The 13,516-nt window shown below is 60.0% G+C and carries 15 protein-coding genes; 11 read left to right on the forward strand and 4 right to left on the reverse strand.

Going from position 1 to position 13,516, the window contains the following annotated elements; genetic code table 11:
• Positions 1 to 23: 23 nt before the first annotated feature.
• The 5 genes from AMK05_RS16750 to AMK05_RS16770 all read left to right on the forward strand — a co-directional run bounded on the left by AMK05_RS16750 (position 24) and on the right by AMK05_RS16770 (position 5,506).
• Positions 24 to 827 carry an NADPH-dependent F420 reductase gene (locus tag AMK05_RS16750; protein WP_064840294.1) on the forward strand — a complete coding sequence of 268 codons (804 nt, stop codon included), beginning with the start codon at positions 24 to 26 and terminating at the stop codon, positions 825 to 827.
• Between the two features lie 66 nt (positions 828 to 893).
• Complete coding sequence (locus AMK05_RS16755) at positions 894 to 1,787, forward strand: LysR family transcriptional regulator (protein WP_049733787.1); 894 nt, start codon at positions 894 to 896, stop codon at positions 1,785 to 1,787.
• Between the two features lie 96 nt (positions 1,788 to 1,883).
• The gene (locus AMK05_RS16760; RefSeq protein ID WP_225881125.1) at positions 1,884 to 2,639 is read left to right on the forward strand and encodes an NADPH-dependent F420 reductase; all 756 of its coding nucleotides are present in this window, start codon (positions 1,884 to 1,886) and stop codon (positions 2,637 to 2,639) included.
• 40 nt (positions 2,640 to 2,679) lie between these two features.
• Positions 2,680 to 3,444 carry an SDR family NAD(P)-dependent oxidoreductase gene (locus AMK05_RS16765; protein WP_064840297.1) on the forward strand — a complete coding sequence of 255 codons (765 nt, stop codon included), beginning with the start codon at positions 2,680 to 2,682 and terminating at the stop codon, positions 3,442 to 3,444.
• A 526-nt stretch (positions 3,445 to 3,970) separates the two neighbouring features.
• Positions 3,971 to 5,506 (forward strand): tetratricopeptide repeat protein, encoded by a 1,536-nt coding sequence (locus tag AMK05_RS16770; protein ID WP_237352118.1) that lies wholly within the window; start codon positions 3,971 to 3,973, stop codon positions 5,504 to 5,506.
• Here the strand turns inward: AMK05_RS16770 and AMK05_RS16775 are convergent.
• Positions 5,472 to 6,661 (reverse strand): IS3 family transposase gene (locus AMK05_RS16775; protein ID WP_094447701.1). Its coding sequence is split into 2 segments (ribosomal slippage): positions 5,472 to 6,409 and positions 6,409 to 6,661, totalling 1,191 coding nucleotides; the frame shifts between segments, so codons are not numbered across the junction. The genes AMK05_RS16770 and AMK05_RS16775 overlap by 35 nt on opposite strands.
• Before the next feature lie 159 nt (positions 6,662 to 6,820).
• On the opposite strand from AMK05_RS16775, the gene AMK05_RS16785 reads away from it, so the two are divergent.
• On the forward strand, positions 6,821 to 7,072 hold the full coding sequence (locus AMK05_RS16785; RefSeq protein ID WP_064840299.1) for a hypothetical protein: 252 nt from the start codon (positions 6,821 to 6,823) through the stop codon (positions 7,070 to 7,072).
• Positions 7,073 to 7,372: 300 nt separating this feature from the next.
• Positions 7,373 to 8,773: a DUF882 domain-containing protein gene (locus AMK05_RS16790; RefSeq protein ID WP_064840302.1), complete on the forward strand. Its 1,401-nt coding sequence runs from the start codon at positions 7,373 to 7,375 to the stop codon at positions 8,771 to 8,773.
• Positions 8,774 to 8,810: 37 nt separating this feature from the next.
• On the opposite strand, the gene AMK05_RS16795 is transcribed toward AMK05_RS16790, so the two are convergent.
• The gene (locus AMK05_RS16795; protein ID WP_064840304.1) at positions 8,811 to 9,338 is read right to left on the reverse strand and encodes a YegJ family protein; all 528 of its coding nucleotides are present in this window, start codon (positions 9,336 to 9,338) and stop codon (positions 8,811 to 8,813) included.
• A 121-nt stretch (positions 9,339 to 9,459) separates the two neighbouring features.
• Between AMK05_RS16795 and AMK05_RS16800 the strand changes: the two genes are divergently transcribed.
• The 3 genes from AMK05_RS16800 to AMK05_RS16810 are packed head-to-tail and all read left to right on the forward strand — an operon-like array spanning position 9,460 to position 10,390.
• Positions 9,460 to 9,768 carry a hypothetical protein gene (locus AMK05_RS16800; protein WP_064840306.1) on the forward strand — a complete coding sequence of 103 codons (309 nt, stop codon included), beginning with the start codon at positions 9,460 to 9,462 and terminating at the stop codon, positions 9,766 to 9,768.
• A 6-nt stretch (positions 9,769 to 9,774) separates the two neighbouring features.
• Positions 9,775 to 10,041 (forward strand): hypothetical protein, encoded by a 267-nt coding sequence (locus AMK05_RS16805; protein ID WP_064840308.1) that lies wholly within the window; start codon positions 9,775 to 9,777, stop codon positions 10,039 to 10,041.
• Positions 10,042 to 10,066: 25 nt separating this feature from the next.
• Positions 10,067 to 10,390: a hypothetical protein gene (locus tag AMK05_RS16810; RefSeq protein ID WP_064840309.1), complete on the forward strand. Its 324-nt coding sequence runs from the start codon at positions 10,067 to 10,069 to the stop codon at positions 10,388 to 10,390.
• 43 nt (positions 10,391 to 10,433) lie between these two features.
• Here the strand turns inward: AMK05_RS16810 and AMK05_RS16815 are convergent, their stop codons facing one another.
• Both AMK05_RS16815 and AMK05_RS16820 read right to left on the reverse strand, forming a co-directional pair.
• Positions 10,434 to 11,432 (reverse strand): ABC transporter permease, encoded by a 999-nt coding sequence (locus AMK05_RS16815; protein ID WP_049733778.1) that lies wholly within the window; start codon positions 11,430 to 11,432, stop codon positions 10,434 to 10,436.
• A gap of 80 nt (positions 11,433 to 11,512) precedes the next feature.
• Entirely contained in the window at positions 11,513 to 12,433 is a 921-nt protein-coding gene (locus AMK05_RS16820; RefSeq protein ID WP_064840310.1) for an ATP-binding cassette domain-containing protein, read from the reverse strand.
• Between the two features lie 79 nt (positions 12,434 to 12,512).
• Between AMK05_RS16820 and AMK05_RS16825 the strand changes: the two genes are divergently transcribed.
• Positions 12,513 to 13,493, forward strand: coding sequence for an NAD-dependent epimerase/dehydratase family protein (locus AMK05_RS16825; protein ID WP_064840311.1), 981 nt, complete (start codon positions 12,513 to 12,515; stop codon positions 13,491 to 13,493).
• Positions 13,494 to 13,516 lie beyond the last annotated feature (23 nt).

Raw genomic sequence — 13,516 nt, forward strand, 5'->3', positions numbered from 1 at the left:
TCGTTCAGAGAGAGAAATCGCAAATGACGCAGATAATTGGAATCATCGGCTCCGGCCTGGTAGGCAAGGCAGTCGCTCGCTTGGCTGTCGCCGCTGGCTACCACGTCGTGATCAGCAATTCCCGCGGGCCGGAAACACTCGTCGGACTCGTACAAGAGCTGGGCCCACTAGCCCGCGCCGGCACTGTCGAGGAAGCCATCGAGAGCGCGGATATTGTCTCGATCGCGATCCCGTTGGCGACATTCGAGGCCCTGCCGACGGAGAACCTCGCGGGAAAGATCGTGCTCGACCAGACCAACTACTATCCCGGCCTGGGAGAGTTTCGCAGAGCCGATCTGGATAACGGCGAGCTGACATCCAGCGAACTCGTACAGCGGCACCTTCGGGACGCCAAGGTGGTCAAGGGCATCCACAATCTCGGATGGATCCACATGGAAGGCAACGCTCGTCCAAAGGGCGATTCGCGCCGGACCACTCTCCCCATCGCAGGAGACGATGTATCCGCGAAGGATGCCGTCACTCGCTTCATTGAAAACATCGGCTACGACGTCGTCGATGCGGGGTCCCTCGCCGATAGCTGGCGGATCGAACCCAATACGTCGATCTACTTCACGCCCTACACGCCGGAAATTCCTGAGGGCCTGACGGAAGAAGAGGCGAAGAAGGTCTACAAACAGCCAGGCGAACCACTGTCGCCATCTGAGGCGCGGAAGCTCATCGAAACTGCCGAACGTCCCTCGCCGATCGGCGGGACGCTCGAATCCATGCCGCCGGTACATGTCGCGTTGTTCCTTGAACTCGCGAGCGGAGATACGATCAAGAAGTAAGGATTAGGGCGCCTGTTTTCGGGCGCCCTTCACATTCCCGAGGTGATGTCTTTCGGAGATCCCCGCATGACGGCGACAATCGGCTTCTCGGAGATGAAAGTCTTCGTCACTGTCGTGGCGAACGAATCCTTCACCGCTGCGGCGCAACGGCTTGAGACAGACAAGGCGCGGGTGAGCCGGATCGTCCAACGAATGGAGGAGAAACTCGGCGCGCGGTTGCTCAACCGTTCGACGAGGCGCCTCAGCGTAACCGAGGTCGGCAGGGACTATTTCGAGCGCGCGTCATCGATCCTTGCGGCTGCCGAAGCGGCCGAGGCCGCCGTGGCCAACCAGCATCAGGAACCGCAGGGCCGCCTGAAGATCACGGCAACTCCCGAATTCGGAACCACTCGCGTCGACCGCTGGATCGCCGCCTACTTGAAGCAATGGTCGAAGGTCACTGTTGAGACGGTCTACTCGATCCGGTTCGTCGACATCATTCACGAGGGCATTGACGTCGCCATCCGTCTTGGCACCCTGCCGGACTCGGATCTTTCCGCGCGCAAGCTTGGGGAGATCACCTACGGCCTATACGCAAGCCCGGAATATCTTCAGCGGTCCGCCCCGGTGTGGGACGTCGGTGATCTGAACGAGCACGACCTCATCATGAAATCGTCGAAGGGCCGTCCGAGCTGGACCCTCGTCAACGGCGAGACGACCGAACACATATTCCGCGCGCCCCGGTGCGCGCTCGACAACATCGTCGCGGCCAGGAACTTGGCTCTATCCGGGCTCGGCATCGCGCACCTCCCTCGCTTCATGGCAGATCACGACGCTGACCAAGGCACGCTGGTTCGCCTGCTCCCCAACTGGGCAGGCGCGCCCATGCCCGTCCATGCGGTCTTCGCGTCAACGCGATACATGGATCCGAAAGTAAGAAGCTTCGTCGACCTGTGCCGGGAAGCGTTCGGCCACGACTGAACGCCGCCTGCTCGAGTGCGCCCGCCCCGATTGTTGCTTGTCGAAGCAACAGATTGAGTTGCTCCCGGCGTCTAATCCGCTTCGATGGGCATCCTTATGTCTCAAGCCGACGCACGCACCCCAGCGTCAACGCTTGAAGTCAAAGGAACTCAGATGAAAATCGGAATATTGAATGCAGGCAACGTCGGCGGACGCCTTGCGCGTGCTTGGGCAGCCGCAGGCCACGACCTCATGATTGCGAAGGACGGCGAGGATCGGAAACTCGCCCCGCTTTTGGCCGAGTTGGGCAGCAGGGCGCGCCTTGGCACCATCCGGGAGGCCGCCGAATTCGGCGAGGTCATCCTGTTCTCGGTCTACTGGCCGCGAGTCGAGGCAATCGTGGCAGAAGTTGGCGACGCCCTCGATGGCAAGGTCGTCATCGAAACGATGAACCCGCTCGGCGTCACCTCGGACTTCGTGCACTTCCATGACGTTGAATTCATGCGCGACAGTTCGACTTCCGAGAACCTGCAGCAGCGTTTGCCGAAGGCACGGATCGTTAAGGGCTTTAACCTTCTCGCCGCCCCGGTCCTCGAAGCGGCCGCATGGTCGAAGGCGCCTGTCGGACCGGCCGTCTTCTATGCATGCGACGATTCTGCGGCCGGACAGGTAACCCGTACCCTAATCACCGACGCAGGGTTCAGGCCCGTCAATGCAGGGCCTCTCAAAGCCGCCCGCCAGATCGAACAGGTCGCCGTACTCTTGCATAAGATCGCAGACAACGAATTCAACGGCGATGCCGATCTCATCCGGTTGGCCATGACGGTCATCGAAGCGGCGCCCGGCCCCATCGCGCGCGAACGCGTCGCCTGACGAAAGCCCCCAGCTCATTTCGAAAACGAAGGAACATCACATGCAGACACTCAAGGGAAAGACCGCGCTCGTGACCGGAGGATCGCGAGGCATCGGCCGGGCGATCGCCGAATGTCTTGCAAGCCAAGGCGCGACCGTCGCCCTCACGTACAAAGCCAGCAAGTCAGGTGCCGAGGAGGCGGTCAAGACGATCGTGAAAGCCGGTGGCAGCGCGTTCGCACTTCATGCAGATCTGGCCGATGCGGAAGCAATCCCGTCCCTGTTCGAGCACCTTGATCGCGAACTCGCAGAACGAAGCGGCGGCACCGCTCTCGATATCCTGGTCAACAACGCTGGCAATTCCGGATGGGGCGGGCTCTCAGACGCCACGCCGCAAAGCTGGGATGCCATGGTCGCCGTCCATGCGCGTGCGCCGTTCTTTGTCGTGCAGGCGGCGTTGAAGCGGCTTGTCGACGGCGGTCGCATTATCAACGTGTCCTCTGCCGCGGGCGCTCGCCCTATGGCGGTGGTCCCCATCTATTCGATGGTCAAGGCCGCCATCAACAACTTCACGCATGCGCTCGCAGCGGAACTCGGACCGCGCCGGATCACGGTGAACGCGGTCGCGCCCGGCTGGATTCGCACGGACATGAATGCGGTCGTCCGTGAGAACGCGGAGATGGTGAAAGCGATCGAGGCGGATACGGCTCTGAGCAGCTTTGGCGAAACCTCCGATGTCTCCGCCGTCGTCGCGTTTCTGGCCTCCGACGCAGGTCGGTGGGTTACCGCCCAGGTGATCGAAGCCAGCGGTGGCTACAAGCTATAACCAACTTCGCTGAAATCAGTACACGGCCCCAACAGGGGCGGCGGCGGATTTGCCGCTGCCCTCGCTCTAGGTTGCCAGACAAACCGAGGTCGCTCGACTCGTCATGGGGAGCGCCCTCCCCCTCTTTCGGTCAAGTTGCTCTGCCTCGATTCTCGAATTCAACCGATCGGCGGAAGATCTTCGCCAGTCACATCAGCCAGAAGAGACCTAGTGCTACAACACGATGAAGATCTGAAGATATACTCGCTCCTGATCCCTGGAGTGACGACAACGACAACGAGGGCCACTTCAGTTCGACCATCTGGGCAGAAACGAGGACGAAGCCGAGGCGTTTGTTCGGCAGCAGATGGCGGAGGGAATGGGCGACGATGACGATGACAGGGAGTCTCGATGAGTTGGCTCGCGCATTTTTCTTCATGGCTCAAAAAGCCCCTAAAATTGCATCAATATCTGCAAAATCTCCTTAGAATTGTGTTTGTAAGCTGCGCGGGATCTTCGCAATCAGTTTTGCCAGGGACTGACTACCGTGACCCGTCGTTCAATCATACTGTCCGCGATGCTCGCACTCGTGATCGGCCTCACCGTTGCGATCAGATTTCAGCCCAAATCCATGGTTGGAGTGGAGAGCGCCTTTGCTTCCTGGAATCTGCGCCGGAGCGTTTCGCTCGCCTTCGATCCACAAAATAAGAGGGGCCGCCCATATGAAAGCGCAAAAATCGTTCGAACCGCAATCCTAAGTTCGGATTTTGGAACTGCGCAAAGAGTGACGGAAAATATACTCAAGTTGGGGCACTTGCCGAGCCCGAACACAGATCCTGTCACCAAGTTCCTCGATGCTCTTGTTGATCCGACTGATCCGAGCTTCGGGAGGCAACTGAACGCGTGGGTCGAGAAGAGCCCCGACAGCATGCCCGCTCATTTGGTTCGCGCAAAGTTCTACCACGACGTGGGCTGGCTCCGGCGCGGCCATGGATACGTCAATACTGTTAGCGAAGACGAGATGCAGGCCTTCATGGATGCGATGCGAAATGGCGAGGCGGATGTCATTCGAGCGCTTCAGCTTGATGGTAGTGAACCTTTTCTTCAGTCGCTCCGTCTGGAGATCCTCCGTGGCTACGGCTATTCGGACGAGATGGGCCTGGCTCTTCAAGATAGTGTTTCCAAGTTTCCAGCGTTCTTTCCTCCCTATGATCTCGTGCTCTCGACCCTGCAGCCGAAATGGGGAGGGAACATCGACACCATGTTCCGCTTCGTCGACCATTTTCGGTCTACGGATCCCGACGGCATGGCGACCATGCTTTTGGATGTCGACGTTTATCGCTACCTCTTAAGCACGGCGTCGACGCAATGCCGGGATAATAGTGAGAACAGCGACTATCAGCGGCTTTCTGACTGTGTTCGTGAGTTCATGAAGGCCAATGCAACTGTCGAGCGCGAGAGCAGGCTCATCGAAGCGTTAGCCGCCATAGGAAACAAGAACGACTATATCGCCACGAAGGCCGTACAGAAGCTCATTTCCTCTATGATCGACACAGCAGGGTCCGAAATCTATGTCGGGCCGACATTAGAGGCTGCAGCCAATGCATATGATAGCGATACCCGTCTTATCGAAGACGGCAAATCCCGGAATCACTACATGATCGATAGCCTGGTTGCAGAAACCTGGCTTCGGCAAGGCAATCTCGACAATGCGCTTACGAAGTACCAGGAGGCGTTGCGCGACCTTCCACTCACCAAATTCCCCTCGACCTCGGAGCAAGACGCCGCAACGGCTGAGATCAAGGCGCAACTTGCGAAGGTCTACGCCAAACAGAGGCGCTACGCCGACTCCGCCGATGTGGCGCGCGAGGCGGTTGCTCTCGGGGGTAGTGCCGAGGCCCAACTTTGGGTGTGCTACGACAATTACTGGCTGAAAAAATATGATGCTGCAGTCAATGAATGCGCGGATATTGTCGATGATCAGGAAAATGGACTGAGCGCTCGATATTGGCGTGGAGCCGCTTATCGGGTGACCTGCCACCGAACTTTCATCCGGCAGCGATTAGAGCCCCGGCGGTTTTGAATACGCCAAGTGGCGCGGTGTGAGCAACCGGCGGAAACGCGAAGCTTTCATCTCGCGCAGCGTTGGAGCCGGTTGCGGCAATGGTATCGGCATAGCTTGCCGGGGTCTGGTATCCGAGCGATGAGTGCGGCCGGAAGTGGTTGTAATCGTCGGCCCATTCAGCAATGGCGCTTCGGGCATGGTCGAGGCCGAAGAACAGGCTTTCGTTGAGCAGCTCGTCGCGCATGCGCCCGTTGAAACTCTCGACATAGCCATTCTGCATCGGCTTTCCCGGCGCGATGTAGTGCCACTCGACCTTATGATCTTTTGACCAGGCAAGGATAGCATTCGAAGTGAGTTCCGTGCCGTTGTCGGAGACGATCATCCCCGGTTTGCCGCGCCGTTCGATCAGCGTCGTCAGTTCGCGAGCGACGCGACGACCGGAGATCGAGGTGTCCGGGATCGCCGCCAGGCATTCGCGCGTCACGTCATCGACGATGTTGAGCACGCGAAACCTCCTTCCGCAAGCGAACTGGTCGTGAACGAAATCCAGCGACCAGCGGGCATTGGCCTTCGCTTCGACCAGGATCGGTGCACGCGTGCCGACAGCACGCCGCCGGGCTTTGCGCTTGCGAACGGAAAGCCCTTCCTCGCGATAAAGCCGGTAGATGCGATTGACGCCGGACGGCTCTCCTTCCCGTCGAAGCAGGACGAACAGTCGCCGATAGCCGAAACGCCGACGCTCGTTTGCAAGGTCACGCAGCTTTGCCCGCAGCGCCACCTCCGGCGGTCGGCAGGACCGATAACGCACCGTCTTGCGGTCGGCGGATATGATCTGGCAGGCCCGCCGCTCCGAAAGACCCATCATGGCCTTCAGATGCGTGACGGCTTCACGCTTGGCGGCAGGCCCTACCATTTTTTTGCAAGAAGCTCGCGGAGCGCGGCCGCATCCAGCATCTGTTCGGCCAGCAGCTTTTTCAGCCTGGCGTTCTCGTCCTCAAGCGCCTTCAGCCGCTTGGCCTCGGACACTTCCATACCACCGTATTTGGCTTTCCAGTTGTAAAACGTCGCTTCCGAAATCCCGTGCTTACGGCAGAGGTCGGCCGCCTTCGCACCAGCCTCCTGCTCCTTCAGCACCGCAATTATCTGCTCTTCGGTAAATCTCTGCTTCTTCATTCGTCCGTCCTTTGATGGGCCGGACTCTAATCAATTCTGGAGGAAATTCGCAGTGGCAGGTCACGGGAACTACAGGACGACGACAACGCGATCAAGGAGCTAAGCGTCGTCGCGGAATCGAAGAGTAACTGGCGAGTATCGGCCGCAATTGACCTGTCGATGCTCTATTTCGGTCAAAACGACAATAACGCAGCCCTCAACGTGCTGAATAAGTACGACTACCTGTATGATCTCAAGGCGGCTGGGAAAGATGACGTCGCCGTAGCATTCAACAACAGGTGCTATGCCTATATGGAGCTGGGGGATTATAAAAAGGCCTTGGACGACTGCACCAACTCCCTCGCCAACGGAAACATCCCCGATGCATATAAGAAACAGCAGGAGCTGTTGAAACTGATTGCGTCCCGCTGATGCAGCAGTCGACGCGCGTCCAATGGCAATCGGCCAAAGCTTCTTGGAAAGGGGCCCGTTACCGTCCGACCTTCGATCTCCAGATTGGATCGATAGGCTTGTACCTGCAAGAATCTGAACTGGTGGGCGCGACGTCCGACTCGCGGCACAGGCCGCGATAGCGCCTCGAACAGCCCGCATCCTCAACTCACCGAGCTTCCACATCCCCTCGTTAGCAATTTATTGACCATAACCTGGCTTTACTGAGCCCGATGGAGTCGGAATTCCCGCCCGTCGTCGCGTGTTCGGTGTGAGACGGGTTTGTTCGTGTTGAAGTATTCACTGCAAGATTTGTCAGGCGGAATTGCCACGCTTCTGTCGCGTGCGGAGCGATTCGCAGCGCAGACCATTCTGCCGGCTCTGTTGGCGCTGCCGGCACTTGTCGGTTCCGCATCATTTGCCTCAGCTGAGGATCGTGCCCTGAAGCTGTTCTTTACCCATACGGGCGAGAAGGCGACGATTACTTACAAGCGCGACGGAAAGTTCGATGCCAAGGGCCTTGCCCAGATCAACCGGTTTCTGCGCGACTGGCGAAGGAACGAGCCGACCCGGATGGATCCCCGGTTGCTCGACCTGGTCTGGGAAGTGTACAAGCGCAGCGGCGGCAAGGATTACATCCACATCGTGTCCGCCTATCGCTCTCCCACCACCAACAACATGCTCCGCAACCGCTCGCGCAGCACCGGTGTCGCCAAGAAGAGCCAGCACATGCTTGGCAAGGCGATGGATTTCTACGTTCCCGGCGTGAAGCTTGCAACGCTGCGGGCGCTTGCCATGCAGATGCAGGTCGGCGGTGTCGGATATTATCCGACCTCCGGATCGCCCTTCGTGCATCTCGACGTCGGCAATGTCAGGGCCTGGCCGCGCATGTCGCGGCAGGAACTCGCGCGCATATTCCCGAATGGGCAGACGATGCACCTCCCGGCCGATGGCCGGCCGCTGCCGGGATACAATCAGGCGGTTGCGAATTACAAGAAACGCGGCGGCCCCGCCTCGATCCAGATCGCCAGCACCGCTGGTGAAGACGAAGAGGTGGTGGTGTCGACCAGGTCGAGCCGCGGCACCACGGACGGCAACCTCGTGACGGCGCTTCTGCCGACGCCGAAAAGCCGGGCCTTGAATGCGCTCGCGCTGCAGACCGGCGCGGCCGAGCGGGATGACAAAGGCGCCGTTCCGGATGTTTCATCTTTGCAGATTCCGATACCGGCGATGCGGCCGGTCGCCCTTGCGCACGACGCCGATGTGGACGACGAACTGGAGACGGCGTCGATCGGCCCGATTTCAGCACTTCCGGAGAGACCGGCGTCGGCATTGCCTGTTCACGCCCGCTTCCATCCCCGCGTTGCTGCACCGGAGGCCTCCAGGCAGGACGCTGGTATGATCGCCGCCCTGCCGATGACCGCTTCCTGGGAAGAAGCAGATTTCCTCGGATCGACCTCCGACGCGGCGCTGATGAAATGGGCGCTGCATTCTCCAGGCGAACCGATGGGGTTGAGCGCGCCGCGTATCTCCCCCCGCGCGGTTCATCGTGAAGCGAATTTGGCGACATCGGGTGAGGATGTCATTCCGGTCGCCGCCAGGGGGCCGGTCGCCGCCAGCGGCCCGGTCGCCGCCAGAGGCCCGTTCGATGCCAGCCGGTTTACATCGGCTCCAGAGGGCTGACCGCGGTCATCATGGAAGCATGCGAGCGACCTTGCGGTCAGTCGCAGACGATGCCGTAGATTTCGCGATATTGGTCCAACTGTTCTTTCGGGCCGGCCAGCAGCAGCGGGCAAGCGGTGTAGTTTCCCTTCACTTTCCCTTTCTCGGTATACATCCAGTCGAAGATATCCGACTTCTCGAACTCGACGCGATCATCGGGCTTGATGTTGTGGATGTACTCAGGCGTATCGCTGAGAAGAGCGGTGAAATGGTCACCCGATGCCTTGATCTGGTAGACCCACATGAATTCCACATTCGGCGCCATCTGGTCGGTGGTCAGCGCCACGCCCTTCGCCTTGTCCGTGAAACCGAGCTTGATGCTGTAATTTTCGGTTCCCGGCGGTGGATTTCGCAGTTTGTCGAGGAAGCCGTCCAACTCCCTTATGGATTTCTCATGGGCTTTGGCCATGGCCGGATCGCCGGGCGCGATCAACTGGACGTTGTCGGTGGCCAGAGCACGTTCGCTGGGAATGACCAGAACGAATAGGCCAAGCATCGAGAAGACCGAAATGACGTTGCGCAACATTCGATGGGTCCAAGATTGTTGTGACTATGTGACGCAACATAGCTATCTGCGGTTGATCTTCAATATCGGCTTGATGCACCGGCGGCGCCGCTGCTAGCCTTCCGATGTTGGGGAGAATGGGATGGTTACTGACGAGTGGGTTGAACTGTGTGTCATGTTTTGCGCGGCAGGCGGCTTTTGCGCCTACAGCTGGTATTGGTGCATCCGGTCGATCATCTTCTACCGCAAAAACGGCTATGATTTCAGCCAGGATTTCGGCCCTAAAATATCCTGGTCCGGTGGTGGGGGCGATGATCGCCTGTTGGCGACGCCGAAATCGAAGTTCCTGATCGCCATGCCTTTTTCCGTGGTGGCAACCTCTTTCATGTTGCTCTTCACGGTTTTGGCTCTGGCGGGGATTATCAAACTTTGTCTCGATTGCCGTCCATAGCGCGGCGTGCTCGCCAAGAGGCAAGGCACATCCCTTGCCGATTTCGCCGAAAGCGTATTGCGTTCCTATGCCGATAAAGCGGAACGCGCGATCCGCGAGCATACCGAGGATGAAAGCCGCTGGCAGCGTTATCTTGAAACCTGGGTTTCGCGGCCTTGGGCCGGATGCCGGAGCCGCGTTAGCACCGTGTTAGCGCGCGTGATCTACTGTCATGACGCCAAGGGTCTGGTTATCCATTACAACCGGGGCAAGCAGAGTGGCGACGAGCCCTGAAACGTCGACGGCTGACGGAGGTCACATGAAACTGGTTCCAGGCGGCTTGATATTGTCGTGTGCCATACTGCTGTCCGGCGAGCCGGGATTCGCCGCCTCCGGCGGATGGCAGTCGGATGGCCAAGGCACGAGATACTGGCACGTCACTCCCCCGCCCGGGCAATGCAACATCAGCCAGGCAAAAAACCGGGCGCTGCGGGCTGGCATCTATCGTAGCGAGATCATACAGCAGGATGACAATGTCATCGTGCTCAGAGGTCTGGATCAATCGGGCGACCGGCGCGAGATCGGCTTCGCCAACATCAGGGGATGCCCCGAGTTGGATGGCTATGAGGATCAGCGCCCCTGAGGGCATGGCCGGAGTTTGTTCAACGAACGCTGCGACCGGATAGCTACTCGCTCTGCCGCAAATTGCGGATCCGATCGAACAGCACCGCCAGCACGATCGCCCCGCCGATAAACGTGCCCTGCCAGAAGGCATTGATGCCGAGCAGGCCGAGGCTGTTGCGGATCACCTCGATCAGCGCCGCGCCGACCAGGGCGCCGAAAGCGGTGCCGACACCGCCGGCGAGGTTGGCGCCGCCGATGACGGCGGCGGCGATGACCTGGAGTTCCATGCCGGCGCCGATATTGGTGGTGACGGCGCCGAGCCAGCCGGTCTGGACGATGCCGGCAATGCCGGCCGACAGCGCCGAGATCATGTAGACGGCGACCTTGATGCTGCGCACCGGAACGCCGGTCAGCGTCGCCGCATGTTCATTGCCGCCGATCGCGAAGACATAGCGGCCGAAGCGCGTCCAGCGCAGCACGAAGCCGGTGAGCAGCGCCAGGATGACCATGTAGAGCACCGGGTTGGCGATGCCGAAAAACCAGGCGCCGCCGCCGAGCGCCAGCAGCTTGTCGTGGTCGGGGCCGAACTGGAAGACGACGGTGTTGTTCGAGGCGACCATCGCCAGGCTGCGCGCAATCGACAGCATGCCGAGCGTCACCACGAAGGGCGGAAAATTGAGATAGGCGATCAGCACGCCGTTGAAGGCGCCGATCACCAGCGCCGTGACGATCGCGGCCGTGATGCCGACCTCGATGGAGTAGCCGGCATTCATGGTGACCGCCAGCACCATGCTGCAGAGGCAGAGCACCGATCCCACAGACAGGTCGATGCCGCCGGTGATGATGACGAGCGTCATGCCGAGCGCGATGATGGCGACGAAGGTGACGTTGCGGGTGATGTTGTAGAGGTTCTTCGCCGTCGCAAAGGAATCGGTGGCGAAGGACAGGAAGAGGCAGGCGAGAAGCACGGCGATCAGCACCCAGAAGGTCTGGCCGCCGACAAACTCCGCAAGCCGGCTGCGCTGCTTCTGGGCAATCGTCTGGTCCAGTGTTACTGCCATTTCGACCTCTCACTCCAGATAGGGCATTTTTCCCTAAGGGCATTTCTTACGGCAGGGATTTCTCCCCTAAGCGGCGGCGCTCACACCTGTTCGATGGCGCCTGTGATCAGACCCGTCACTTCCTCAGGTGAACTCGCGGCAATCGCCTTGTCGGCGACCTTCCGGCCGCGGCGCATGACGATCACCCGGTCGGCGACGGTGAAAACATCGGGCATGCGATGGCTGATCAGCACGACCGCGATGCCGCGGTCGCGCAGTTCGCGGATCAGGTTGAGGACTTCGGCCACCTGGCGGACCGAGATGGCCGCCGTCGGCTCGTCCATCAGTACGATCTTGGCCTCCGACAGCATGGTGCGCCCGATCGCCACCGCCTGCCGCTGGCCGCCCGACATCTGCTTGACGAGGTCGCGCGGGCGGGTTTCCGATTTCAGCTCCTTGAAGATCTCGCCGGCGCGCCGGTACATTGTCTTGTAATCGAGAACCTTCAGGGGGCCGATGCCGCGCCTGAGCTCGCGGCCGAGGAAGACATTGGCGGCCGCCGTCAGATTGTTGCACAGCGCCAGATCCTGATGGACGATCTCGATGCCGTGCTGGCGCGCCTCGACCGGCCGGTGCATGATGATCTCCTTGCCCTCGAGCCGCATCGTGCCTTCGCTGGGGCGGAAGTTGCCGGCGATCATCTTGACCAGCGTGCTTTTGCCGGCGCCGTTATCGCCCATCAGGCCGACGACCTGGCCGGCTTCGAGCGTAAACGACACGTCGTTGACCGCCTGGATGGCGCCGAAATGTTTCGAGATATTGGTGAGTTCGAGAACCGCGACCAGCCGACTACCCTCCCCGGAACCTGCAGGCCTGCCTTCTCCGCCGGCTGCCGATACCCGGCCGCCAGTCAGACGCCTGCAATCTCGCTCGGCCGATCTCCTCCCGGAAAAGCGATTAGGTTCATTAATGCAAAAGCGCCAGGAATCGTCAATCAAATGTCCGCTAAATCGGCCCCTCACCCCAAAAATCTATTTTGTACGACAAATACAGATTGACGCCGGAAACGCGCGCATATTAGCTGTTGCTGGGGAGAGAAGTATGCTGATCCTTGTCACCGGGGCTACGGGCAAGGTCGGGCGGCGCTTCATTACTGGGCTGCTTGACGAGCCGCGATTTTCCAAAGCACGCATTCGCGCGCTTTGCCACAATCGTGTGCTCGAGGAAACCGACCGCCTCGGTGTCGTCAAGGGCTCGATCGCCGACAGCGATGTCGTGGCCGCGGCGATGGAAGGCGTCACCCATGTCGTGCACCTCGCCACCTGCAAGGAAATCCCTGAAGATGTGATGGATATCACCGTCAAGGGCCTGTTCTGGCTGCTCGAGGCGTTTCGCGCCAGCCCCACGGCCAAGCAGTTCATCCTGATCGGCGGCGATGCCGGCATCGGCCATTTCTTCTATCGCCATGACGGGCCGGTGACCGAAAAGACGCCGCATCGCGCCTATCCCGGCTGCTATGCGCTCTCCAAGGTGCTGGAAGAGGTGATGCTCGAGCAGTTCGCCATTCAGTACGGCATCAACACCTGCTGCCTCAGGGCGCCCTGGATCATGGAGAAGGACGATTTCAAATTCACGCTGTCCTTCGGCGACGATGTCTTCGGCGGGCCGGACTGGAAGACGCTGGTGCCGGCTGATGATGCCGAGCGTTACGTCGGGGATGGCACGGTGCCGCTGCTGCGCGATGCCGACGGCCGGCCGCTGAAGCGCAATTTCGTGCATGTCGACGACCTCGTTTCGGCGATCCTGGCGGCAATCGACAATCCGCGCGCCAAGGGCGAGCTTTTCAACATCTCGATGGATCGGCCTGTCGATTATGGCGAGGTCGCCGCCTATCTCGCCCGCACGCGCGGGCTCGGCTCGGTCGACATCGCAAGCCAGTTTCACTCGAACTGGATGGACAACAGCAAGGCCAGATATCTCTTGGACTGGAAGCCGGTCTACGATCTGGAAAAGCTGATCAATTCGGCTTGGGACTACCAGCGTTCGAGGGAGGAGCCTCGGGTCGTCTGGTATCCAGGTTGATCACGCGGCGGGTGCAGAAGCGC

The sequence above is a fragment of the Rhizobium sp. N324 genome (assembly GCF_001664485.1).
GTDB lineage: Bacteria > Pseudomonadota > Alphaproteobacteria > Rhizobiales > Rhizobiaceae > Rhizobium.